Source organism: Peribacillus sp. B2I2 (assembly GCF_041261685.1).
Taxonomy (GTDB): domain Bacteria; phylum Bacillota; class Bacilli; order Bacillales; family DSM-1321; genus Peribacillus.
Map to the genome: position 1 here is coordinate 1,199,849 of NZ_JBGCCB010000001.1, position 24,061 is coordinate 1,223,909.

General features: G+C 40.3%; 22 protein-coding genes. 16 read left to right on the top strand and 6 right to left on the bottom strand.

Annotation, left to right across the window (positions count from 1 at the left end):
* Window positions 1–11 precede the first annotated feature (11 nt).
* The 3 genes from hemE (at window position 12) to ABIE66_RS06120 (ending at window position 2,902) form a co-directional block, all read left to right on the top strand.
* The gene (gene hemE / locus ABIE66_RS06110) at window positions 12–1,055 is read left to right on the top strand and encodes a uroporphyrinogen decarboxylase (RefSeq protein ID WP_289324064.1); all 1,044 of its coding nucleotides are present in this window, start codon (window positions 12–14) and stop codon (window positions 1,053–1,055) included.
* 78 nt (window positions 1,056–1,133) lie between these two features.
* Window positions 1,134–2,069: a ferrochelatase gene (gene hemH / locus ABIE66_RS06115; RefSeq protein WP_370014195.1), complete on the top strand. Its 936-nt coding sequence runs from the start codon at window positions 1,134–1,136 to the stop codon at window positions 2,067–2,069.
* A gap of 257 nt (window positions 2,070–2,326) precedes the next feature.
* Window positions 2,327–2,902 (top strand): TetR/AcrR family transcriptional regulator, encoded by a 576-nt coding sequence (locus ABIE66_RS06120; protein WP_289317530.1) that lies wholly within the window; start codon window positions 2,327–2,329, stop codon window positions 2,900–2,902.
* A gap of 156 nt (window positions 2,903–3,058) precedes the next feature.
* Here the strand turns inward: ABIE66_RS06120 and yhfH are convergent, their stop codons facing one another.
* A complete protein-coding gene (yhfH, locus tag ABIE66_RS06125; RefSeq protein ID WP_370014196.1) occupies window positions 3,059–3,187 on the bottom strand; it encodes a protein YhfH in 129 nt (42 codons plus the stop codon).
* 172 nt (window positions 3,188–3,359) lie between these two features.
* Between yhfH and ABIE66_RS06130 the strand changes: the two genes are divergently transcribed.
* The 7 genes from ABIE66_RS06130 to ABIE66_RS06160 all read left to right on the top strand — a co-directional run bounded on the left by ABIE66_RS06130 (window position 3,360) and on the right by ABIE66_RS06160 (window position 11,079).
* Complete coding sequence (locus ABIE66_RS06130; protein WP_370014197.1) at window positions 3,360–4,094, top strand: MBL fold metallo-hydrolase; 735 nt, start codon at window positions 3,360–3,362, stop codon at window positions 4,092–4,094.
* 45 nt (window positions 4,095–4,139) lie between these two features.
* Entirely contained in the window at window positions 4,140–5,129 is a 990-nt protein-coding gene (gene lplA, locus ABIE66_RS06135; RefSeq protein WP_370014199.1) for a lipoate--protein ligase, read from the top strand.
* 179 nt (window positions 5,130–5,308) lie between these two features.
* Window positions 5,309–6,853, top strand: a complete 1,545-nt coding sequence (locus ABIE66_RS06140) for a fatty acid--CoA ligase family protein (protein ID WP_370014201.1) — start codon at window positions 5,309–5,311, stop codon at window positions 6,851–6,853.
* Between the two features lie 178 nt (window positions 6,854–7,031).
* Window positions 7,032–7,559, top strand: a complete 528-nt coding sequence (locus ABIE66_RS06145; protein WP_289317526.1) for an HD domain-containing protein — start codon at window positions 7,032–7,034, stop codon at window positions 7,557–7,559.
* A 183-nt stretch (window positions 7,560–7,742) separates the two neighbouring features.
* Entirely contained in the window at window positions 7,743–8,429 is a 687-nt protein-coding gene (locus tag ABIE66_RS06150; protein WP_289324070.1) for a response regulator transcription factor, read from the top strand.
* 422 nt (window positions 8,430–8,851) lie between these two features.
* On the top strand, window positions 8,852–10,117 hold the full coding sequence (locus tag ABIE66_RS06155; RefSeq protein WP_370014202.1) for a M48 family metallopeptidase: 1,266 nt from the start codon (window positions 8,852–8,854) through the stop codon (window positions 10,115–10,117).
* A 152-nt stretch (window positions 10,118–10,269) separates the two neighbouring features.
* Window positions 10,270–11,079 (top strand): YitT family protein, encoded by an 810-nt coding sequence (locus ABIE66_RS06160; RefSeq protein WP_370014203.1) that lies wholly within the window; start codon window positions 10,270–10,272, stop codon window positions 11,077–11,079.
* A 72-nt stretch (window positions 11,080–11,151) separates the two neighbouring features.
* Here ABIE66_RS06160 and ABIE66_RS06165 read toward each other — a convergent pair whose 3' ends face one another.
* Window positions 11,152–11,388, bottom strand: a complete 237-nt coding sequence (locus ABIE66_RS06165; protein ID WP_289317515.1) for an IDEAL domain-containing protein — start codon at window positions 11,386–11,388, stop codon at window positions 11,152–11,154.
* Window positions 11,389–11,714: 326 nt separating this feature from the next.
* On the opposite strand from ABIE66_RS06165, the gene ABIE66_RS06170 reads away from it, so the two are divergent.
* Entirely contained in the window at window positions 11,715–12,278 is a 564-nt protein-coding gene (locus ABIE66_RS06170) for a competence protein ComK (protein WP_370014204.1), read from the top strand.
* A 162-nt stretch (window positions 12,279–12,440) separates the two neighbouring features.
* Here the strand turns inward: ABIE66_RS06170 and ABIE66_RS06175 are convergent, their stop codons facing one another.
* From ABIE66_RS06175 to ABIE66_RS06185, 3 genes are read right to left on the bottom strand one after another with little or no spacing between them, the layout of a single operon-like run.
* Window positions 12,441–12,614 carry a DUF3006 domain-containing protein gene (locus tag ABIE66_RS06175; protein ID WP_370014205.1) on the bottom strand — a complete coding sequence of 58 codons (174 nt, stop codon included), beginning with the start codon at window positions 12,612–12,614 and terminating at the stop codon, window positions 12,441–12,443.
* Complete coding sequence (locus ABIE66_RS06180; protein ID WP_370014206.1) at window positions 12,615–13,046, bottom strand: ComEC/Rec2 family competence protein; 432 nt, start codon at window positions 13,044–13,046, stop codon at window positions 12,615–12,617.
* 55 nt (window positions 13,047–13,101) lie between these two features.
* On the bottom strand, window positions 13,102–13,335 hold the full coding sequence (locus ABIE66_RS06185; RefSeq protein ID WP_370014207.1) for an MBL fold metallo-hydrolase: 234 nt from the start codon (window positions 13,333–13,335) through the stop codon (window positions 13,102–13,104).
* Window positions 13,336–14,458: 1,123 nt separating this feature from the next.
* Between ABIE66_RS06185 and ABIE66_RS06190 the strand changes: the two genes are divergently transcribed.
* Window positions 14,459–14,689, top strand: a complete 231-nt coding sequence (locus tag ABIE66_RS06190) for a hypothetical protein (protein ID WP_370014208.1) — start codon at window positions 14,459–14,461, stop codon at window positions 14,687–14,689.
* A gap of 10 nt (window positions 14,690–14,699) precedes the next feature.
* Here the strand turns inward: ABIE66_RS06190 and ABIE66_RS06195 are convergent, their stop codons facing one another.
* A complete protein-coding gene (locus ABIE66_RS06195) occupies window positions 14,700–15,074 on the bottom strand; it encodes a YhjD family protein (RefSeq protein ID WP_289324076.1) in 375 nt (124 codons plus the stop codon).
* Window positions 15,075–15,366: 292 nt separating this feature from the next.
* Here ABIE66_RS06195 and ABIE66_RS06200 point away from each other — a divergent pair, with 292 nt between their 5' ends.
* From ABIE66_RS06200 to addA, 4 genes are all read left to right on the top strand, one after another.
* Complete coding sequence (locus tag ABIE66_RS06200) at window positions 15,367–15,981, top strand: TVP38/TMEM64 family protein (protein ID WP_370014209.1); 615 nt, start codon at window positions 15,367–15,369, stop codon at window positions 15,979–15,981.
* Window positions 15,982–16,014: 33 nt separating this feature from the next.
* Window positions 16,015–16,578, top strand: coding sequence for a signal peptidase I (lepB, locus tag ABIE66_RS06205; protein ID WP_289317509.1), 564 nt, complete (start codon window positions 16,015–16,017; stop codon window positions 16,576–16,578).
* A gap of 188 nt (window positions 16,579–16,766) precedes the next feature.
* Window positions 16,767–20,264 carry a helicase-exonuclease AddAB subunit AddB gene (addB, locus tag ABIE66_RS06210; RefSeq protein ID WP_370014210.1) on the top strand — a complete coding sequence of 1,166 codons (3,498 nt, stop codon included), beginning with the start codon at window positions 16,767–16,769 and terminating at the stop codon, window positions 20,262–20,264.
* Complete coding sequence (gene addA / locus ABIE66_RS06215) at window positions 20,257–23,988, top strand: helicase-exonuclease AddAB subunit AddA (protein WP_370014211.1); 3,732 nt, start codon at window positions 20,257–20,259, stop codon at window positions 23,986–23,988. Before addB ends, addA begins: the two co-directional genes overlap by 8 nt.
* Window positions 23,989–24,061: the final 73 nt, after the last annotated feature.

Genomic DNA, 24,061 nt, shown 5'->3' on the forward strand with positions numbered 1-24,061 from the left:
GGTGGATATTAATGTCTAAGGAAATTACGAATGATACATTTTTAAAAGCTGCGAGAGGAGAGAAAACGGATCATGTGCCTGTTTGGTATATGCGTCAGGCTGGCCGTTCACAGCCGGAATACCGTAAACTGAAAGAGAAGTACTCCCTATTCGAGATCACTCATCAGCCGGAATTATGCGCTTATGTGACTAGATTGCCAGTTGAGCAATATGATGTAGACGCTGCGATTTTATATAAAGATATAATGACACCGCTACCAGCCATTGGTGTCGATGTCGAGATTAAGTCGGGAATCGGTCCAGTAATTTCCAATCCAATCAAATCGGTGAAGGATGTTGAAAAATTGGGTGAATTGAACCCAGAGGAAGACATCCCTTATGTGTTGGACACGATTAAACTATTGACCACGGAGCAATTGTCCGTTCCTTTGATTGGTTTTTCCGGTGCACCATTCACCATTGCTTCATACATGATTGAAGGCGGCCCTTCCAAAAACTACAATAAGACGAAAGCTTTCATGTATTCCGAGCCAGTGGCCTGGTTTGCTTTAATGGATAAGTTAGCGGATATGATCATCATCTATGTCAAGTCCCAAATTAAGGCTGGCGTTAAAGCCATCCAAATTTTTGATTCATGGGTGGGTGCATTGAACGTTGAGGATTACCGCGTATTCATCAAGCCAATCATGACTCGTATCTTTTCTTCATTACGTGAAGAAAATGTACCGCTAATCATGTTCGGGGTCGGTGCTAGTCACTTGGCACTGGAATGGAATGACCTTCCGATTGATGTAGTCGGTCTGGATTGGAGACTTCCGATTACAGAAGCAAGACAAATGGGAATACAGAAAACGGTTCAAGGTAACCTTGATCCAGCACTGCTATTATCATCATGGGATGTTATAGAAGAACGGACGAAAAGGATTCTGGATCAGGGCATGGAACAGGATGGCTACATCTTTAACCTTGGACATGGGGTTTTCCCTTCCGTAAATCCGGAAACACTGAAGAGACTGACCGCTTTCATTCATGAATATTCATCAAAAATGAAGTAAGGTGAGCGAACCATTTGCTAAAAATCCTTAATTGGATGCACAATAAAAGAACGAAATCTTTAAAAGAGGTGTAATTTCATGTCAAGAAAAAAAATGGGCCTTCTAGTCATGGCTTATGGTACTCCGTACACTGAAGCGGATATTGAAAGATATTATACACATATTCGTCATGGGAGACGACCAAACGACGAATTGATTGCCGATCTAAGAGGCAGATATGAAGCGATCGGTGGATTATCCCCGCTTGCAAAAATAACGGCGGGACAAGCTGAGGCCCTTGAAAAGCAATTGAATTCCGTTCAGGAAGAAATTGAATTCAAGGCATATCTGGGACTGAAACATATTGAACCTTTTGTTGAAGACGCAGTGAAACAAATGCATGATGATGGAATCAAAGAAGCTGTCAGTATAGTATTGGCACCGCATTTTTCAACATTCAGCGTGAAGTCTTATAATGGACGTGCACAGGATGAAGCCGCTAAATTGGGTGACATGACCATCACTTCTGTTGAAAGCTGGTATGATGAGCCGAAATTCATTCAATATTGGGTAGATCAAGTAAAAGGTGTAATCGGGAAAATGCCCTCGGAAGAACGCGATAATTTCGCTTTGATCGTTTCTGCACATAGTCTCCCTGAGAAAATCTTGCAATCTGGAGATCCGTATCCAAATCAATTGAAAGAAACTGCAGACATGATTGCTGAAGGCGCGGGTGTCACCAATTATGCAGTAGGCTGGCAAAGCGCTGGACAAACACCTGAACCATGGCTTGGGCCGGATGTACAGGATTTAACCAGAGATCTTCATCAAGCAAAAGGGTATAAAGCTTTCATTTATATTCCTGTAGGCTTCGTGGCCGAGCATCTTGAAGTCCTTTATGATAACGATTATGAATGTAAGGTAGTGACGGAAGATATTGGTGCAGGATACTACAGGCCGGATATGCCCAATGTTAAACCTGAATTCATCGATGCTTTGGCCACAATCATTTTAAACAGATTACAGGAAAAATAGTTATATGGGATGTTCAGTTTAACCATTCTGTAATGTGCCTCTACATATTTTCAAGCTATCATCTGAATAAGCGGCACTTTTGTTTTTACTTTGGAAAATTAAATACTCCATTTTCGAAAAGGTGGCTGTCCAGTAATGAGGATGGCCATTATTTCTCTAGAAAATTTAAAATTAAATTGAAAAGACTGAATATTTTTGGTATGATATTTTGGAACATAATGACTGTTTTGTCCGTTTGGTCAGGATTGAGGTGGGAAATGTCTGTTGATCGTAAAAAATTAATTTTAGAAGCCGCGACCAAGTCGTTTTCACTTTTTGGATATAAGGCAACGACGATGGATCAAGTCGCTAAAATTGCCAATGTGGGAAAAGGGACCATTTATACCTTTTATAAAAATAAAGAAGAGCTGTTTAGAGAAATCGTTCAGCGGATGATAGAGGAAATGAAATATGAGGCGGAACAATCTTTGGATGATCAGCTTTCCTTTTTTGAAAACCTGCATCGGGCCGTTTATCGAATCCTGGAGTTCAGGCAGGAGCATCAGTTATCTTTAAAGCTTTTTCAAGAAGAGCGGGAAATTGGTACGCCAGCCGTTCAGGAAATGGTTAATGAAATGGAAGAAGCTGTCGTATCTTACATTAAGGACAAACTTAAAATAGCGATTGATAAGGGCTATATAAAGCCTTGCGATCCAGAGATAACAGCTTTCCTGATGTTAAAGATGTACCTTGCCCTGATTTTTGATTGGGAAAGGAACCATGCCCCATTAGAGAAAGATGAAATTGCTGAACTATTTAAAATATATTTATTCAAAGGATTATCCGCTCCGTGATAATTCTATTTTTTTGGCTGGAATGCAATGAATCGTAAAAAACCAAAAGAAGAGATGCCGATGATCGGTATCTCTTCTTTATATTGGGTTTTCAGCTGTTAAACCGAACTTTATATGGGATCATCCTGCCGAAGAGGATGGTGAAACACATTACTACTACTCTCCAGAAAGGCAATGATCACAGTGGTTTCCATAACATTCGTGCTGTTCTTCAATTCTTTTTCCGCATTCCGTGCATTGTTTCGGAGGCAGGTTTTTAAAGAACTCAACGCTACTTTGAATCATGAACATCATCTCCTGAATTTTTTTATTATTCGCTTTTCTATAACTTCATTGTACTATAACAGATATATAATGTCAATAAATGTTTTATAACATAAGTAAAAAAGGTGAAATGAGGGAAAGAATAGTTTATATTAATGGGGAAGTCATTGAGAGAAAAAAGGAGTGCCTAAGCATGAAAATCACCGTAATTGGCTGCTGGGGCGGATATCCAGCTAAAAATGAGGCAAGTTCTGGCTATTTGCTTGAATATGAAGATTTTCGCATTCTGCTTGATTGTGGCAGTGGTGTTCTATCACAGCTGCAAAATCATATGAAGCCGGAGGACCTAGGTGCAGTTGTATTATCCCACTATCATCCGGATCATGTTGCGGATATTGGTGTCCTGCAGCACGCTGCGCTCATACAGCAGTTATTGGGCAGTGAAAAAAGGACCATACCTATTTATGGTCATGATTTAGACCAAGCCGAATTTGGAAAGTTAACTTATAAAGACGTGACAAAGGGCATAGCCTACTCTGCTGATGAACCCTTAACCATAGGACCTTGTAAATTTACGTTCATGAAAACAAAACATCCAGTCCCTTGTTTTGCTATGAGGATTGAAGCTGAAAATCATTCGATTGTTTATACAGGTGACAGTTCTTATATGGATGAGTTAGCAGATTTCGCTAAAGACGCAAATGTTTTATTGTGTGAAAGTAACTTTTACAGTGATATGGATGGTTCAAAGGCGGGGCATATGACGGCTAGAGAAGCGGGCATGCTTGCAGCCAAGGCCGACGTCCAGCTTTTGCTGTTAACTCATCTTCCTCATTATGGGGATCTTAATCAACTGAAAAAAGAAGCATCCGAGGTATTCAAAAGGGAAATAGCTGTAGCTAAAACCAATCTCGAATTCCAACTATAAATGAAACATTAGGGTAATGAATGGACTCTACAAGGAGGAACAACTGTGCTTTTTATTGATAATAAGGGAATTACAGATCCGAGAATTAATCTGGCAATCGAAGAATATGCGCTTAAACATTTAAATATAGATGAAACCTATCTCCTATTTTACATAAATCGCCCTTCAATCATCATTGGAAGGAATCAAAATACGATTGAAGAAATCAATGCCGATTATGTAGAGGGAAATGGCATTACAGTAGTTCGCCGCCTTTCGGGGGGCGGGGCTGTTTATCATGACCTAGGAAATCTCAATTTCAGTTTCATTACGAAAGATGATGGAGATAGCTTCCATAATTTCAAGAAGTTCACCCAGCCTGTCGTGGAAACGCTTGAGAAACTTGGAATACATGCTGAATTAAGCGGACGTAATGATATCCTGGCCGAAGGAAAGAAAATCTCCGGCAACGCGATGTTTTCAACGAAGGGCAGAATGTTCAGTCACGGGACATTGTTGTTTCAATCAGAAATGGATCACATTGTATCCGCCTTAAAAGTGAAAAAGGATAAAATCGAGTCCAAGGGAATTAAATCGATTAGAAGCCGTGTCGGTAATATCGCTGATTTCTTAAAAGAACCGATGTCTGTTGAAGAATTCTGTTCATTCCTTCTGCAAAATATATTCAAAGATAGCGGCGAAGTTACAGAGTATGTTTTAACGGAGGCCGATTGGGAGGAGATTCATAAAATCTCGGAAGAAAGGTATCAAAACTGGGAGTGGAACTACGGAAAATCGCCTAAATTCAACTTGCAAAACTCACATAGATTCGCGGTGGGATCTGTTGATATCCGTCTTGAAGTGAACAGGGGAATCATTGAGAATTGTAAAATCTACGGTGACTTCTTCGGGGTCGGAGAGGTTGCGGATATTGAACAAAAGCTTACTGGAATACGCTATGAAAAGGAAGCCATCAGCAGTGTACTAGATGAGATAGATGTTCGGCATTATTTTGGCAATGTAACGAAAGAAGAAATATTGGCTTTAATATATTAAGCCTGAAAAGCCGTCCCGATTTAATAGGACGGCTTTTGTGTCTAATAATGACAGTAATTGCTTGAATATGGATAAAATTGTTGCTGTAAACGCATTCTTTTAATATAATAAAAATGTATTTAGTCTTTTATAAAAATGAATGACTGTTCATTCATGCTATTTACAGAGGAGGGAGAACGATGAATTTATCTGAACAGCTTCATCAAACGGCTTTAAGAAAGGCCGATAAGCCAGCTTATTATTTTATGGATCAATCCACCTCATATGGGGAATTGGATATGGCCGTTACAAAGTTTGCAGACGAATTACATAGGCTTGGGGTTTCAAAAGGTGATAATGTTGCGCTGGTTTTAGGCAATTCTCCACATTTCATCATTTCGTTGTATGGAGCTCTGCGAGCAGGGGCGACCGTAATTCCCGTAAATCCAATTTACACACCTGATGAGATTGGTTACATCCTGAATAATGGCGATGTAAAGGTCGTTGTGGCTTTAGATAAGCTTGTACCCTTATTCGAGAAAATGAACCCGTTCCTCTCAAGCGTAGAACATTATGTAATTTGTAAAACGCAGCCGGATAATGGGGATATTAGCAAATTTAACATCTACCCGAAAATGAAATCGTTTGCAAAAATGGTCGAAAAGGGGCATGCCGGTTTTAAAGGTCCTGACCTGGATCCTGATGCTACGGCAATCATACTCTACACTTCAGGGACAACGGGGAAACCGAAGGGGGCCATGCTCACACATGCCAATATATTCTCCAATGCTCATGATGTTGGTGATTATTTGAAAATTACGGAAAGTGACCGTGTCATTACCACATTACCAATGTTCCACGTGTTCAGTTTAACGGTAGTTGTGAATGCCCCATTGATGAGCGGGGGTACGCTTTTAATTGTCCCGCAATTCAGTCCAAAGGAAATATTCAGGCAAATCAAAAAATATGATGCAACCGTTTTTGCTGGGGTGCCAACGATGTACAATTTTCTTTTCCAATTTCCCGATGCGAAAGAAGACGATCTGAAGTCGTTGCGCATATGCATTTCAGGTGGATCCGCCATGCCAGTGTCACTGCTTGAATCATTCGAGCGGAAATTTAATGTCAGGGTTTCGGAAGGGTATGGTTTATCCGAAGCATCTCCCGTTACCTGCTTCAACCCATTGGATCGTCCAAGGAAGGCGGGATCCATCGGAACCTCGATCCTTGGGGTGGAAAATAAAGTGGTCAATGAGCTTGGTGAAGAAGTGCCGATCAATGGGGTAGGAGAATTGATTGTCAGGGGTCCGAATGTAATGAAGGGGTATTATAAAATGCCTGAAGAGTCGGCGGCAGTCTTGAAAAATGGCTGGTTGTATACAGGCGATTTAGTGAGGATGGATGATGAAGGGTATTTTTTCATCGTAGATCGTAAAAAGGAACTAATCATCGTCGGGGGTTATAATGTCTACCCACGTGAAGTGGAGGAGGTTCTGTACGCCCATCCTGAAGTAGTCGAGGCAGCAGCCATAGGCTTACCGGATCCAAATCAGGGAGAAGTGGTTCATTGCTTTGTGGTAAAGAAAAACAATGCATTGACCGAGGAAGAATTACTTGCCTATTGCATGGAACATTTGGCTAAGTATAAGGTTCCGGCAAAAATTGAGTTTTTGGATGAACTTCCAAAAAATACAACCGGTAAAATTTTACGGCGTTCCTTAAAAAAACATGTAATACAAAACTGAATTTGTTGATCATAAGGGGACCATTGCCTATAACCTGCAATGGTCCTTTTTTGTACAACCAAAGTGCATCAGGCTGCATAAAATATATCAGGAGGGGAAGCTTAAAACCTTGATTCTTGTTTCGAAAAGAGTTATGATTGTCATTAAAAATTTCCACATAATTGTAAGGAGGGGTTAGATGAGAGATGTAAAGCTTTTAGATATTTTTACACATCCCATTGCTCAAAAATACTTGAACCGTTCAGGGCTGGCTCATGCGATTGCGGTAGCATACCATTCGTTTCACCTAGCAAACGAATATAAGATAGACCCTGATATTGCAGCTAAAGCTGGACTTTTGCATGATATGGGTCATTTTACCTGGTATCGCAACGGTAAATGGGATTATGATCTGTACAAACAAAATGATATCCATCCCATTAAAGGTGCAGAACGAGCACATAAACTGTTAATCCGTTTGGGAGAGAACCCGATAAAGGCAAAGACAATTTCCCTCGCCATCTTATTTCACACCGATTCGTTTTTACCTTCAAATGATATTATTCGAACACCGCTTCAGCAGGTCGTCAAATGGGCCGACGAAAAAGATGAAGAAGAAGGTGGAAAACACCATTACCGTAAAATTGATTTTCTCCGGGCAAAGGAAAGCATCATGAAGCTTGATACACTCATAGACGAGGAACAAAGAAAAAGGCTATCATCCTGAAGGCAAACAGGTTGATAGCCTTTTTAACGTGCACTTTTTTAAAGCATATTTTACAGTTTAAATTTTGCTTTTGAATTTATTTCATTTATATTGTTATCAAGTGAATTAATGATGTAATATATAGACCAATAGAACTATTCGTGGTGGCCGCAATTATAAAAATCATCGGATTATTAACAAATAATGAAAAGAACAGGTGAAGTTATGAAGTCGATTAAGCTAATGATATATGGTGGCCAAGGGGGGCTAAAGGGAATCTTCGAAAAAGAAGAAGACATTAAGGTCATAGGAACAACGGGGAATGAAATGGAATTTCTTGATCTTGATTATACAGCATCAGTTGATGTCATTCTTCTTGATGTCCAGTCTTCAGGGAAGTATGGACAGGAAGTAATGCCAATCCTAAAGGAAAAACACCCATCCATTCCTTTCGTCATTCTTACTGCCTGTTCAGAAGACCACTATCTTATCGAAGCAATATGCCATGGTGCAGCAGGTTATGTGTTACAGGATAGTGGAATGAAACAAGTGGTGTCGGCAATCCGTCAATGTGCCAATGGTCAAATAGTCTATCCTGCCTCATTCAAATCTTTTCTAATGAAGAAGCTGCAGCAGGATGGTGTTGAAAAATCACCAGTATCATTGGATAAGGCAATTGAAAAATTAGGGGCCTTTTCTAAACGCGAGTATGAACTGCTTATTCTTCTTAACGAAGGCCAGACGAATCAGCAAATTTCAAAAACACTTTTTCTATCCATCGGCACGGTAAAAAACTATATCAGCCGCATATACAGAAAACTGAATGTTAGTAATCGCCCTGAGCTTATGGCACTTTTGTATAGTTTTCAAAATAGCAGCATGAAGGGGTGACTACTTAAGCCCTTCGCTCCTTGGTCAATGAGCCTTTTCATATCTTTAACTGTTCCTCGTAATACCTCCCGGCCATCCGTTTTAACTGTCTCTGCATATGCATCCACTCCTTCCGCTGTTCTTTTCCGGATCGAATGTGATTGGGAAATTCCACCTCAGTTCATCCCTTATCTTCTGCATTTGAACATACTTGAATTCCAAAGCCGGGCCGTAGGTTCATGAGTGCATTAATTGACTGACGGGATTCTGTGCAATACTAATAATGAAAGGTTGATAAAACAAAAGAAGGATTAAAACCAGACAAAATAATCGAGATTGTTTGAATATTTATGGAATAAATAATATAGAAGGGAAATGCAGTTCTAACCTGTCCATTTTGGATTAAACTAATAAGAGGGAGTTTCGTTATAAGGAGGGGCATCATGGTTAGAAAATGGGCAGGAAGAGCGATTCTATTATATATCTTTTATGCAGCAGTGATGTATTGGTATATTTTTTATGGGGCAGATACTTCCATTCCCGAAGCATTGCGTGGTACTGCAGCAGACCCTGCAACATTTTTGAATGCAAGGGAACTAAAACTTAGCGAAGAGTATTCAGATATGAGGAATTTTATTTTTTTCGTTTCTACACCATATGAATGGCTGCTGTATTTCTTCATTTTATTATTTGGTTTTTCAAAAGCATTTGAAAAGTCTTCCGTGACGGTATCGAAACGGAAAGTGATCCAAACAGGCATTTACTTATTCTGGCTTTCTGTTATTTCTTACCTGGCACTATTTCCAATCAGCTTCATTGGTTACCGGATGAGTAAAAGTTACCATATCAGTACACAAAGTTTCACCTCGTGGATGAAGGATGGAGTCATCGAATTTTGGGTGAATTTTGGGTTGATGTTCATCATCGTTTCCGTCTTATATTGGTTAATGAAGAAAAGTGTGAAGAAGTGGTGGCTCTATGCTTGGATGTTGTCCATTCCATTTACCTTGTTTCTTATGTTTGTTCAGCCTGTTTTGATTGATCCGCTGTATAATGAATTCTATCCGCTCAAAAATAAAGAGCTGGAAACGGAAATATTGGCACTTGCCTCACAGGCTGAAATTCCGGCTGATCACGTATATGAAGTAAATATGGCGGCAAAGACAAATGCATTAAACGCATACGTGAACGGCATAGGTTCCAACTCAAGGATAGTCCTTTGGGATACGACCCTCAATAAACTAAAGGAAGATGAAATCCTTTTTATCATGGCACATGAAATGGCTCATTATGTTGAAAAGCACATTTATATAGGGATTGCAGGATATTTAGGAATGACTTTAATCGGCTTATGGCTGACATCGAAAATCATGAATTATATCATAAGGCGCTGGGGCCACCTGATAAAGGTGCGTACGGTTGACAGCATCGCTTCTCTTCCATTATTTTTCTTAATAACGTCTGTCCTGCTGTTTGCTTCCAGCCCGGTGTCCAATTATGTTTCCAGATATCAAGAAACAAGGGCTGACCGTTATGCCATTGAAATGACCGGGGATAAAGAATCAGCAATCACCACTTTCCAGGAACTCACAAGGTCGGGTTTGAGTCAGGTCAATCCACCATTCCTGGTAAAATGGCTACGGTATTCCCATCCAACCATGCTCGAGCGGATTTCCACTGTTGAAAATGCAGATACAAAGGGTGATTGAAAGCCAGCTGAAAATCAGCTGGCTTTTTCCTTTACTTATATTGGGAAAGTGTAAGTTTGTAAGTTGTTTTCAGAAAAAACTATTATTTTTAAAATTCTTAGGTTCTCTACTATAATAAATTAAATTCCCAGTTCGTTTTAAGGAGATCAGATATGTATAATGTACTTTTTATCACTATAGGCTCAGTGCTTGTTGCAGTAGCCTACAACTTATTTTTGATACCTCATTTAATTTTAAGCAGCGGACTTAGTGGACTTGCGATTATGTTCGGGATCATTACCCCAGTCAACACAGGGATATTGAATTTTCTCTTGAATTTGCCATTGCTAATTCTAGGATACTTGAAGTTAGGAAGACGCTTTATCACCTATACGATATTATCAGTTGTCGTGATATCCGTCAGTTTATATCTCATTCCAGTTCATGGAATATCCACTGAACCGATTTTGTCTTCTTTATTTGGCGGAATCATATCGGGATTCGGTATAGGCATCATTTTTCGTGCTTCAGGTTCTTCTGGCGGTTTCGATATCATTGCCATGCTGTTGGCTAAGAAGAGCGATTTTCCACTTGGTACATTGCTTTCAGTGATGAATGGAGTTGTGGTGGTTATCTCAGGCTTCATCTTTGGTTGGGATGCCGCATTATATACGCTGATTTCCATATATGCAGCTGGAAAGGTGATTGATACGATTCATTCCAATCACATTAAATTAACATTAATGATCGTTACGAAAAAGAGTGACGAAATGAAAGCGAAGCTCCTGACCAACCTATATCGAGGAATTACAGTCATGGATGGTGAAGGTGCATACTCTGGAGAAAAGAGTAAAGTGATGATGACAGTCATTACCCGTTATCAATTAACCGATGTAAAAGTGATGATAAAAGAAGTAGATCCGAATGCTTTTGTCAATATAACAGAAACAGCCGAAGTCATGGGGATGTTTCATAAAGAGTGATGATAAATAGAAAAGCCTCCCAACATTAGGGGAGGCTTTTTTGATTATCAGGCTGTTATTTAGTCATGCATTTTAACTTCCAAACTGTTTTAGCAAAACGTTCATTTCAGAACTTAATTTTAAGAATAAAGGTTCGTTTTTCATATCCAGGGCTTCATCAATCTGTTTCGCAAGGATATTCTTCTTGGTATTAAGGACGGATTCCAGAATAATCATATCAATTAACATTTCCTGAACCACAGCATCGTTTTTCATTTCGCTCATTGATAAGGACTTCACTGACTCTGAATAAGATTTTTCATTTTTCAAAGTTACCACCCCTGACCCTTTTTATTAGTATATGGATTTGAGCGGATAAAATCAACTGAAAATTTAAAAAATTCGAATCTTGATAGAAAATGTGTCGTTTAGATGACGAAATGACCACTATGTATAAGAATTTTTAACTTTCTGTGAACTTGCTTTTTATCTTTACAGGTTGTGCTATTATAGTGAGTAATTTAACATATATTTCCCATCTGACTTCACCTATTTATTGACAATGGGGAATGGAGGGGTACAAACAGCAATTAAGAGTATAAGCTTTGTTAAAGTGAAAAAAGTGTTTAATGCAATGAGGAAGAGGTGGATTAATAATGAAGGAAAACAGTCAGGGAATCATCGAGGAGTATGAAATCACGCCATATACACTAATGGTTTCGCCAATCAATTATGGCAGTAAAATATATGCCCGTATCGTTGAAATGGAGGACGAATTCGTCTCGCCCTTTAAACCTTTGGAGATAGTAAAGAAAAGCTGTGAGTTCTTCGGGTCAAGTTATGAAGGACGCAAGCAAGGCACGAAACAGCTCATAAACATCACACATAAAGCACCGATCGCGATTGATCCGACGAGTTCGATCTTCTTCTTTCCAACTACATCTCCGTTGCGTCCCCAATGCATCTGGATATCACATGAGCATGTAGTATCCTATGATCGCCTGGATTCCAAACATACAACCATCACATTCAGGAATAAACAAACCGTCGATATAGAAGTATCATGCAGTTCTTTCGAAAACCAGCTGCACCGGACATCCTTTTTAAAAACGAAACTCATCCAGAGGATTGAGGAAACAAAGAGGAAATCTTTCTATCTGTTCACCGAAGCAAATGGAGTCAAGGCTTCAGAGGTAATGTCAAAGTATATACCACGTTAGAAAGGGATTCAGGCTGGGATAATCATAAAAGCATGATCGGAATGAAAGTAAAGAAAACAAGCGTACGAATTCACTCGAAAATAATGAGAGCCCTTCTTATTAAAGAAGGGTTCCATAATTAATCTTCAAATAATTCATCCATTAGATCGTCAATTTCTTTTCTTAATTTTTCAGTGCCTCTTTGGAAATGGAAATATTATCACCATCGATAATCAGCATATCCCCTACTTTTGCTCCCTTAGGAAGAGCACTTTTAGGATAATCCTTCATGACACCACCATCGATCTCAACGACAGCAACCTTTCCTTCGAAGCGATCAATAATTCCTTGTACCATTTATTTCACCGTCTTTACAGTAATTTTCTGACCTGTAGAAGTAAAAATAATGTTACCTGATTTATCTGTGCGATAGGTTTGGGCTTTCGCTGAATTCAACCGTTTTACAACTGTAGAAGTAGGGTGCCCATATCCATTTTTCCCTACACTGATTACAGCGTATTTCGGTTTTGTTTTGTTAATGAAAGCTGAACTTGTTGATGTTTTTGCACCATGATGGCCGACTTTAAGTACATCCACACTTGGTATTAGTTTTTTAGACAGCATATCTGTCTCGGCTTTTTCTTCAGCATCACCTGTAAACAAGAATGTTTTTTTGTCGTGTTTAAGTAAAAGGACAGCACTCCAGTTATTTAAGTCAGACTTAGCATAGTCTTTAACAGGTGCAATGATTTTTAAGGAATTATCCTTAGCTTTAGTGTTGATTTCCACGCCAGTCTACGCTTTTTTTAGTAAGCTTCTTCTGCTTAACAGCCGTTAAAAAGTCTTAGTACGCTTGGGTAATATGAGAGATTTTAGGGGCATAGACAGATTTTATATTAAGCGTTTTAATCACATAAGCCAGACCGCCCACATGATCCGCATCGGGGTGAGTGGATACTACAGCATTAAGTGTTTTTTTTAGGTAGGCAACAACATCGTCGCCCTTTTCTTTTCCGCCACCATCGATTAAAACATTTTCGTTACCTGTTTGAATAAGAATTGAATCTCTTTGTCCCACGTTGATGAAATGTACCCTCATATTTGAGGCTGCCTCAGTTGTTTTAATCCAGTGAATAAAGATAAAACAAGAATAGCAACTAGTAGAATATTGATTTTCTTCTGGACTTAAATATGAAGAGGAGCTACGAGTAACATAGATAGGAGCAATCTAATAAAATACCAGTTAAAATGTCCTGTCCTGGGTATCTATGATGATTGTTTAAAGAATCCGCTGATTTTTTGAATATAAATTATGTCCAGAATTTCACAGTGAATAATAGTTTTACATAAAAGAACTATTAAAATCCGGATGAGTTCCTCAAAATCGCCAATCAGATCGGGTATGAAAACTTAGGGCTCACCCAACAGCAGTATGTTTTGCAGCTAGAAACCTGCAAGCAAACGGCAGATATTGCAAAGGGTATAGGCGTAGGCCTTTATGATGTAGGTGAAGAATATGTGAAGGGAGTTTGGAATTTTGTCACAAATTCTGGGGAATCGATTGAAATTGTGGCTAATTCTATTATTCACCCATATAAAACCCTATATATTGTTAAGTCCATCTCGGATTCTTATAACGGAATATGCTTTACATTTTCGAATTGATTATTAAAAAAAGAAAAACCATGCAGGGGTTAAACATTGCATGGTTTTTTATAAGAAAAAAGGGTTGGAGAAACTTTTAACGATCAAATAAAGGGGTATAAGTTTGTTAGTGATTCACTTCATAATATATTGGACATCCACTATGTTTCAAATATTTTGTTCAATATTTCACAAACTATTCACAAGGGTTCTTATCTTTCTGGAAGTTCTTTTTTATATCAAGAGATGGTTACTAGTAGATGGCTAGACTGGTATAGGGGCAGTATATAGACATGACTTAAAAAAAAAGAGTTCTGGTTGACGTTTTTCATTTATGAATTTGTTCCAATCGAATACGGATTTATATCCATAATAAACTTTCCGCTTTTTTGTTGGTTAATTTATAAGTAGGCGATTTATTTTTATAAGCTGTCAGAGACTCTTTAATTAAAGTAATTTGGTTTTCAAAGACTTTACTCAGACAATGCCGTTAACAATCTTTTGCAAAAATGCTGTGCTGACTCTAAAATGATAGTGTTGGGGAATAGTTATGTTTATTGTACAGAATTAAAGTGGTGATTAAAATGACGATTAATTATGAGCATGCCAGCCCAACCTATTATTCGTTAAGGACAGTGGAAAAATTGAAATCCCTTATCTTTATGCCAGGAAAGATCAGATGCGATTTAATGGTCATATCTTCCTTCCCCCAGGCATCTGTATCCTTCCCGAAAGACTCCAATCACCCATCATTCATAGGCAAACAATATGGAGGATGTCTGCAATAGGGATAATCCGCTAAATTTCCCTTGAGCGGAGACTTTTTTCGAAAAAGTAATAACATAACAAGTCTTCGGTTTTGTTGCGAAGGCGGGGATTGAAGTAATTATGATGTTCCTCGTATCCTTTATATAAAAAACAATACATCGTGAAGGATTCATCGCGTTTGATTTGACTTACTTTAATATTCTCCTTGCGCAAATAGCGCCGTACCTCGGCAAGATCGTCCTGGACCACCGTTAAAATATGTTCGACTAGTTCCGAATAGGGCCTTTTTAATTTAAACGGACTAATTTCGATGACCTTGAGATCCCGGTTCAAGACTGTAATAACCATAGGGAGGTAGATGGCTTTTTCAATCATATTTCGGTCATCTTCTGGAATGCGGGTCATCATGACCGCTCCTTTCTAAAGTAGCACGTTTACAATATTAATATGTATACTTAGTAAAAGTTAGAACGTTTGTTCTCATTTTTTAATCCTAATGCATTTTCAGTGCATATGCAAGCAATTTTGATAAATGATGAAATTTTTGTTAACAAGATTATGTTTTCCTGAGATAGGGAAAGTATGAAGATATATGGATAATAATTCTTGCAATTTCAGGGGAAAGTGATATATCTAAAATAAACGGTTTTTAATAAGTTTATGCTGCTTTTATAGTAGCATGTCGAGGGAGATAATTATGGATTTGGATACTATACGTGAGTGGTTTACACTTGATCATATATCGGCGCTTATTCAGCAATATCGCTCATTCGGTCCAATTCCTGGGATCTTACTGCCGATGCTGGAAGCCTTTTTGCCCTTTTTGCCCTTAGTGGTGTTCGTGCTTGCTAATGCAACGGCTTTTGGTCTCTGGTGGGGGTTTTTATTTTCTTGGATTGGTGCTGTAGCTGGTTCTTTTTTGATCTTTTTAATTATTAGAAGATATGGTCAAATGAGGTTTTTTCGATTTTTGCAAAAACATAAGCAGGTACAGAGGTTGATGGTTTGGGTGGAAAGCCATGGATTCGGTCCCATGTTCATACTGCTCTGCTTCCCTTTTACTCCATCGGCTATCGTGAATATCGTGGCTGGACTTTCAAAAGTCAGTCCTTTGCAATATGGACTTGCAGTCGTAGGAGGGAAAGCGGTGATGATTTTTACGATCAGCTTCGTAGGTTACGATTTAGTGTCCTTAATACATAAGCCTGTACGTACGATCATTATCGGGATTGTCATCTTTATCCTGTGGTATGTAGGAAAAAGACTGGAAGTCCGGTTAAATAAAAGCATGAAGAGAGAAGAAGGACAATAAATTAGTATATAAATGTAGTAGGGGTTGAACTAGATGGAAAAAACAAACAAGAATACTTTATCCGATTGGATAAAAGCAGCCATGATAGCTTTTGTTATTTACATCTTAATCCGTACTTTTTTCTTTTCAAGCTATGATGTTGAAGGAAAATCGATGCAGCCGACCCTTGAAGATGGCAATAAACTTGTCGTGAATAAAATCAATTACCAGATTCATGATATCAACCGATTTGACATTATTGTTTTTCATGCGAATTCACAAGAAGATTATGTTAAGCGAGTTATAGGGATTGCAGGTGACCGCATTCGTTATAAAGATGATTGGCTTTACGTAAATGGTGAGAAAGTGGATGAGCCTTATCTTGAGAAATATAAGGAAGGTTTTCCGGGACAGGATTTTACGGGTGATTTTACCTTAAAAGAATTGACGGACATGACCACAGTCCCGGAGGGCAAGCTTTTTGTAATGGGTGATAATCGTCTTGAAAGTGCGGACAGCCGTCACTTTGGTTATATACCTGTTGAAAATGTTATCGGTAAAGTCGATGTTCGATATTGGCCGCTCAAAGAATTCAATTATAGATTTACAGGTGAATGATTCGAAGCCCGAAAATTATGAGGGCTTTTTCTTTTGGGGAAAACGCGAACGTACGATTGGTGTTTTTTTAAGGGAAACGGTAAAATAATAGAAAGTGTGCCTAATTGGAAACAGAAACCTAGTCATAAAAAAGAAAGTATTTCTGGTATGATAGATCTAGATATTATGTTGTATAAGGGGGAAAAGAGATGTCACTCCGTTTTTTACTGGGAAGATCGGGTGCAGGGAAAACTTCGCATATATTGGACGAAATTCGCTCCAAATTGGCAGAAGATCCCGAAGGCAATCCAATTATCTACCTCGTTCCTGATCAGATGACGTTTCTATCTGAATATAAATTAATTAAAACACCAGACCTTGCCGGAATGATCCGGACACAGGTTTTCAGTTTTAGCAGGCTGGCTTGGCGCGTTCTTCAGGAAACTGGGGGAATGAGCCGGCTACATTTGGACAGCGTTGGCGTTAATATGTTGATACGGAAGATCATGGATGATAAAAAGGAAGATTTAAAGATGTTTCGCCGCTCTGCTGAAAAGCAGGGGTTCATTGCACAGATGGAACTAATGCTGGCTGAGTTCAAGCAGTATTGCATCCAACCTGATGACATTCAAAATTATTTGGCCGAAACATCACCGTCCGGCAGCGGCATTCAGGATAAACTGCATGACCTTGAATTGGTCTATCAGGCTTTTGAGGATGAAATGGTTGACAAATATTTAGATTCCGAAGACTATTTCACTTTGCTTATCGAGAAAATGTCAGAGTCTTCATATATAAGGAATGCGGATATATATATCGATGGTTTTTATAGCTTGACGCCACAGGAATTATTGATTGTGGAAGAAATGATGAAGCTGTGCAGGAGTGTAACGATCTCGCTGACGTTAGATCAGCCCTACAGGCAATATGCTCCTGATGATTTGCAATTGTTCAGGCAAACGGGGAATCTGTATCATCACCTTTATCAGGCTGGATTGAGGAACGGTATACCAATTACAGAAGATCGAATCTTAAAAGGGACTGAGAGGTTCGGAAAGAGTCCGGGGCTGAATCATCTGGAAACTTATTTTGCCATTCGTCCTGCACGGACGTTTGAGCATTCACCTGATGTAACGATTGCCCAGGCAGTTAACCGCAGGGCTGAGATTGAAGGAGTTGCCCGGGACATCTTGTCGCTGGTCAGACAAAAACAGCACCGTTTCCGTGATATTGCGATTTTAGTCCGTAATGGAGAAGCATACGCAGATATCTTACAAACCGTGTTTAGGGATTATCAAATTCCATTGTTCGTCGATTCCAAACGGACCATGCTGAATCATCCCCTGATTGAACTGATTCGTTCCACCTTGGAGATCATCAATGGCTATTGGCGTTATGAGCCGGTATTTCGTGCAATCAAGACGGAGCTTCTATTTCCTCTGCAAAAAAATCACGATAGGATGCGCGAACAGGTAGATAAGCTGGAAAACTATGTGCTCGCCCGTGGAATTAAAGGAAGCAGGTGGACGTCCAAAGATCGTTGGACCTACCGGCGCTTCCGCGGACTGGAACTCGAGGACCGGAACCAAACGGATAAGGAAATGAAGCTTGAGCAAGAGTTGAATGAGATGAAGCAATTATTTACCGAGCCCATCTTGAAGCTCTCAAAACGGGTTAAGAAGGCTGCTAATGGCAGGGAATTGTGTGAAGCCCTTTATCTATATCTTGAAGAATTGCATGTACCGGAAAAATTGGAAAAGCTTAAACTAGAGGCAGAAGAATCAGGTGATTTGGTATCGGCTAGAGAGCATGAGCAAACGTGGAACGCGGTTGTCGACCTATTGGACCAATTCGTTGAACTGCTGAGCGGGGAAGAGCTGTCCATGAAACAGTTTGCGTCAATCATTGAAGCTGGCCTGGAATCTCTTGAATTTTCTTTGGTACCGCCTGCAATTGACCAAGTCCTAGTCGCTAATCTGGATTTATCCCGCCTCGATGATGTGAAGACAGCTTTTGTTATCGGCTTGAATGAAGGGGTTTTGCCAGGGAAAGCTTTATCTGACGGGATATTTTCAGATAGTGATCGTGAAATGCTGCTGGCTGGTGGGCTTGATGTTGCTCCAAGTTCAAAAGTGCGCCTCCTTGATGAGGAGTTTACAGCGTATAAAGCTTTTACTACACCTGCTGAGGCCCTTTATCTATCATATCCGCTTGCCGACGAGGAAGGAAAGGCACTTTTACCCTCATCCTATTTGAAACGGGTAAGGGACGTATTGCCTAACGTTTCAGATGTATATTATATGAACGATCCATCCGATCTTTCTGCCGAGGAACAGGTGAAATATGCGGCGAATTATGATGTGGCACTATCATATCTGGCTGCCCAATTGCAACTGAAAAAAAGGAACTATCCAATCCATTCACTATGGTGGGATGTATATAATTCCATTATGGAGGATGAAATGGTCGGTCCGTCGGCAACCAAGGTTTTATCGAGCCTTTTTTATCAAAATAGAACGAAGAAATTATCTGAGGAAACTAGTAAGCAATTATATGGTGAGAGCATTCTTACGAGTGTATCCCGGATGGAAATGTTTAATAGCTGCCCGTTTTCCCATTATGCCGCCCATGGCTTGAAATTGAGGGAAAGGCAAATTTTCCGTTTGGATGCACCGGATATTGGCGAGATGTTTCATGGAGCATTGAAAATGATTTCCGATTACTTAAAGGAACATGAAATTCCTTGGTCTACATTGACTAAGGAACAATGCTTGGAGTTAGCTAGAATTGCTGTGGAGAGACTTGCTCCCAAACTTCAAAATCAGATTTTGTTAAGTACGAACCGCCATCACTATTTACGCAGGAAACTGGAACACGTGATTGGACGGGCCTCAATCGTATTAAGTGAACATGCAAAGGTGAGCGGTTTTGCTCCAATTGGATTAGAACTCGGATTCGGGAAAAATGGAGAGCTGCCGCCACTTTCATTCACATTAAAAAACGGTACGAAGATGGAATTGATCGGGAGAATCGACCGTGTGGATAAAGCGGAAGAAGGTGAGGGTGTCTATTTGCGTGTGCTCGATTATAAGTCGAGTGAAAAGGAACTGAACATGAGTGAAGTATATTATGGACTCGCGCTGCAAATGTTGACATACCTTGATATCGTCGTCACCCATTCCAAATCGCTTATAGGCAAGGAAGCCATTCCAGCCGGCGTTTTGTATTTTCATGTGCATAATCCAGTTGTCAAATCAAAGGGAATGCTCAGTTTGGATAAAATTGAAGAAGAAATTTATAAAAGTTTTAAAATGAATGGACTTGTTCTAGATCATTCAAATGTCATTCAAATGATGGATAATTCGCTTGATATTGAAAATTCGGGAAAGTCGGATATCATTCCAGCTGGATTTAAAAAGGGTGGATCCCTCCTGGCGGCTTCCAAAGTTGCCAGCAGGGAAGAGTTTTCGCTTCTGAATCACCATGTGCGCCGCGTTTACCAGGAGGCTGGCGATCGAATGGTCGATGGTGATGTGGATATAACGCCATATAAATTAAAGGAAAAAACCCCGTGTACATTCTGTTCCTTTAAATCCGTATGCCAATTCGACCAGTCACTGGAGGAGAATCAATTTAGGAATTTAGCACAGAAGAAACAAAATGATGTTCTTGAGCTATTAAGGGGGGAGGAGGAGAGCGATGAGTAAAACGAAAATTCCTGCTCTACCAGGAGACGTGACCTGGACGGAAGATCAATGGAAGGCGATATGGGCTAAAGATCAGGATATTTTGGTTGCGGCCGCTGCAGGTTCAGGGAAAACGGCGGTACTGGTCAATCGGATCATTCAAAAAGTCATTTCGGAAGAAGATCCAATCGATGTTGATGAACTTCTTGTCGTTACTTTCACCAATGCTTCGGCTGCCGAGATGCGCCATAGGGTAAGTGAGGCATTAGAAAGAGCGATCAATGATAATCCGCATTCACAGCATTTGCGCAAGCAGTTGAGCTTGATAAATCGCGCTTCAATTTCCACACTTCATTCCTTTTGTTTAGAGGTGATCAGGAAGTATTATTATCTGACGGAAATCGATCCGGGCTTCCGGATTGCAGATTCTACAGAGGTCCAGTTACTCCGTGATGAAGTGATGGAAGAACTTTTCGAGGAGCAGTATGGTCAAAGTGATAATGATGAGTTCTTTAATTTGGTTGATGCTTTCACAAGCGATCGAAACGATGATGCACTTCAGAATATAGTTCGATCACTGTATGATTTTTCGCAATCGAATCCTGATCCGGACCGATGGCTCAATGATGCAGCCAGCATGTATGAGTTGGCTGATGATGATGGGATTGATGATCTTTCGTTTATCGATTCATTGAAATTCGATATTGGTTTACAATTGGACACTGCCAGGGATCTATTGGAACGGTCGCTTGCGTTGACAAAAGTCCCTGGGGGGCCTGCACCAAGGGCTGAGAACTATTTAGCCGACCTTGCCCTGGTTGCTAAACTTTCGGAAGTGAAAGACCAATCCTGGAATGCACTTTATGAAGAAATCCAAAACGTGAAATTTGGAACGGCAAAACGCCTTACTGGTGCCGATTTTATCAAAGAAGTAGCGGATGAGGCTACCAAGTATCGTGATAAGGCGAAAAAAATCATCAAATCGTTACAGGAAGAGTTATTTTCCCGTCAACCGGAAAGCTACCTGCGTGATATAAGGGAACTCAAGGGTTATGTCGATACACTTGTAACGCTTGTTAAACGGTTTGACGAAAGATTCTTCGCTGCAAAAGCAGAAAAGAACTTAGTGGATTTCGCTGATTTGGAACATTATTGTCTTCGGATTTTGACAGGGGAAACTGTGGATGGTGAACGAAAACCTTCAGCCGCTGCCGTCGAATACAGGAACCAGTTCAAAGAAGTACTCGTAGATGAGTATCAGGATACGAACCTTGTTCAGGAATCCATTTTAAAACTGGTGACAGCTGACGGCGAATATAATGGGAATCTTTTTATGGTAGGCGATGTCAAGCAGTCCATTTACCGGTTCAGGCTTGCGGAACCGAATCTTTTCCTTGGAAAGTACACACGTTTCACCCATGATGGTGTTGAATCCGGACTGAAAATTGATTTAAACCGTAATTTCCGGAGCCGAAAGGAAGTTCTCGATGGGACGAACTTCTTGTTTCAACAATTGATGGGCATTACAGTCGGTGAGATTGATTATGATGAAGATGCCCAATTGAAAAAAGGTGCCCCATATCCCGAAGACGATCCAAACCCAATCGAGCTCCTTTTAATTGATGGAGCAGCCGATCCAGAAGCTCAATCGGAAGAAGGGTCGGATGGCGGGTTTGAGGCCGAGGAACTTGAAAAAGCGCAGCTCGAAGCAAGACAAATGGCCAAGCTCATTAAGAAGGCTATAAGCGAAAAGCATCGGATATATGATACGAAAACCAAACAGTACCGATCTGCCACTTATCGGGACATGGTCATCCTTCTCCGTTCGATGCCATGGGCACCGCAAATCATGGAGGAATTTAAAAAGCAGGGGATTCCAGTCTATGCCAATTTGTCGACAGGGTATTTTGAAGCGACCGAAGTTGCCATCATGATTTCTTTATTGAAGGTGATTGATAATCCGCAACAGGATATCCCATTGGCTTCCGTTCTTCGTTCACCTATCGTCGGGTTGGATGAAGAAGAAATGTCACAGGTGCGTTTATTCCATACAGGGAGCTACTATGAAGCACTAGCTGATTTTTACAGAAAGAGTGACCCCGAAGAACATCCGGGACTTTATGAAAAAGCCTCAGCTTTTTATAAAAAACTAGTGAAGTGGAGGAAGCTTGCCAGGCAGGAGGCATTATCAGATTTGATCTGGCTTCTATATCGCGAAACGCAGTTCTATGATTTTGCAGGAGGGATGCCGGGTGGCAAACAGCGTCAGGCCAATTTAAGAGCGTTGTATGACAGGGCAAGGCAATATGAAGCAAGTTCGTTTCGCGGTCTGTTCCGTTTCTTGCGTTTCATAGAAAGGATGCAAGAACGTGGAGATGATTTAGGGGCCGCTCGGGCTTTAGGGGAACAGGAGGATGTAGTCCGCCTGATGACGATTCACTCGTCAAAGGGTCTTGAGTTCCCAATCGTGTTTATTGCCGGTCTTTCCAAGCAATTCAATATGATGGATTTACGCAAGCCGTATTTACTGGATAAGGATTATGGCTTTGCGGCAAAGTATGTGAATTCCGAATTACGGATTACATATCCATCCCTTCCTCAATTGGCTTTTAAGAAAAAAAAGCAGCTTGAATTGATTGCCGAGGAGATGCGTGTCCTCTACGTGGCGCTTACAAGAGCTAAGGAAAAGCTATATTTAATTGCCAGTATCAATGATGCAGAAAAAACGCAGCAGAACTGGGCAAGTAATGCGGCACATGGAGATTGGCTTTTAAAGGACTATGTACGGGCAGGTGCAAAAAGCTATCTTGATTGGATTGGTCCATCCCTTGTCCGACATCGGGATTCTCTTGGTGCTGCTGGCCAAGGCTTGGAAATGGAGTCGCATCCATCGAATTGGTCCATTTCCGTCATTCCAAGTGAAGAGCTTGCTGTTCTGGATGAGGAAGAGGCACTAGTTCAGGAACAAATACTTGATCATGTCCAGAAATCGGAGAAGGTCGGTATCGTTTCCGAGTTTTATGATGATATCAAAGAACAGCTCGAATGGGAGTATCCCGAGCATGAGGCGACGGTGTATCGTTCCAAGCAATCCGTTTCTGAACTAAAACGTCAATATGAACTTAAGGACGAGCAAAGCTCCACAGAGTTGTTGCGTAAATTTAAGCGCCCCATCACGAAGCGGCCGACTTTCATGCAAGAAAAGTCACTTACTCCTGCTGAAAGGGGTACGATTACACATTTAGTCATGCAGCATATTGATCTATCTAAAGAGATTACCATTCAAACGATTCAGGAACTGATGGTTGACTTGATTCAGCGTGAGTTGTTGACAGAGGAACAGAAAGCAGCTGTGGATCCTGAGACGATCGTCGATTTCTTTGACACTGAAATCGGCCAAAGAATGCAGAGGGCCGAGAGCATTCGCCGTGAAGTGCCATTTACGATGTCGTTGCCTGCAAAGGAAGCTTACAGCGATTGGGCAGCTGGAGATGAAGAGATCCTTATCCAAGGTGTGATTGATTGTATCTTTGAAGATGAACAAGGTCTTGTGCTTCTGGATTATAAAACGGATACGATTACCGGCCGTTTTACTAACGGGTATGAAGGGGCTAAAGAGATTCTTGCCGATCGATACCGTATGCAGCTACAGCTTTATACGAGGGCTGTTGAAGGGATAATGAATAAGAAAGTAACCAGCCGTTACTTGTTTTTCTTTGACGGATCGCATTTATTGGAAGTATAACAGAGAAGGAGTGTCCCATTGATGAGGGGCGCTCCTTTTTGTATTGAATAAACGGAATAGTTTGAAAAGATAC

Bases quoted from the DNA above. Each gene is read 5' to 3' on its own strand.
- addB (WP_370014210.1), top strand. From the start codon at position 16,767: ATGTCACTCCGTTTTTTACTGGGAAGATCGGGTGCAGGGAAAACTTCG.
- hemE (WP_289324064.1), top strand. From the start codon at position 12: ATGTCTAAGGAAATTACGAATGATACATTTTTAAAAGCTGCGAGAGGA.
- ABIE66_RS06150 (WP_289324070.1), top strand. From the start codon at position 7,743: ATGAAAAGAACAGGTGAAGTTATGAAGTCGATTAAGCTAATGATATAT.
- ABIE66_RS06160 (WP_370014203.1), top strand. From the start codon at position 10,270: ATGTATAATGTACTTTTTATCACTATAGGCTCAGTGCTTGTTGCAGTA.
- ABIE66_RS06140 (WP_370014201.1), top strand. From the start codon at position 5,309: ATGAATTTATCTGAACAGCTTCATCAAACGGCTTTAAGAAAGGCCGAT.
- lepB (WP_289317509.1), top strand. From the start codon at position 16,015: ATGGAAAAAACAAACAAGAATACTTTATCCGATTGGATAAAAGCAGCC.
- ABIE66_RS06120 (WP_289317530.1), top strand. From the start codon at position 2,327: ATGTCTGTTGATCGTAAAAAATTAATTTTAGAAGCCGCGACCAAGTCG.
- ABIE66_RS06130 (WP_370014197.1), top strand. From the start codon at position 3,360: ATGAAAATCACCGTAATTGGCTGCTGGGGCGGATATCCAGCTAAAAAT.
- ABIE66_RS06170 (WP_370014204.1), top strand. From the start codon at position 11,715: ATGAAGGAAAACAGTCAGGGAATCATCGAGGAGTATGAAATCACGCCA.
- ABIE66_RS06175 (WP_370014205.1), bottom strand. From the start codon at position 12,614: ATGGTACAAGGAATTATTGATCGCTTCGAAGGAAAGGTTGCTGTCGTT.
- hemH (WP_370014195.1), top strand. From the start codon at position 1,134: ATGTCAAGAAAAAAAATGGGCCTTCTAGTCATGGCTTATGGTACTCCG.
- addA (WP_370014211.1), top strand. From the start codon at position 20,257: ATGAGTAAAACGAAAATTCCTGCTCTACCAGGAGACGTGACCTGGACG.
- ABIE66_RS06195 (WP_289324076.1), bottom strand. From the start codon at position 15,074: ATGACCCGCATTCCAGAAGATGACCGAAATATGATTGAAAAAGCCATC.
- ABIE66_RS06155 (WP_370014202.1), top strand. From the start codon at position 8,852: ATGGTTAGAAAATGGGCAGGAAGAGCGATTCTATTATATATCTTTTAT.
- yhfH (WP_370014196.1), bottom strand. From the start codon at position 3,187: ATGATTCAAAGTAGCGTTGAGTTCTTTAAAAACCTGCCTCCGAAACAA.
- ABIE66_RS06145 (WP_289317526.1), top strand. From the start codon at position 7,032: ATGAGAGATGTAAAGCTTTTAGATATTTTTACACATCCCATTGCTCAA.
- ABIE66_RS06200 (WP_370014209.1), top strand. From the start codon at position 15,367: ATGGATTTGGATACTATACGTGAGTGGTTTACACTTGATCATATATCG.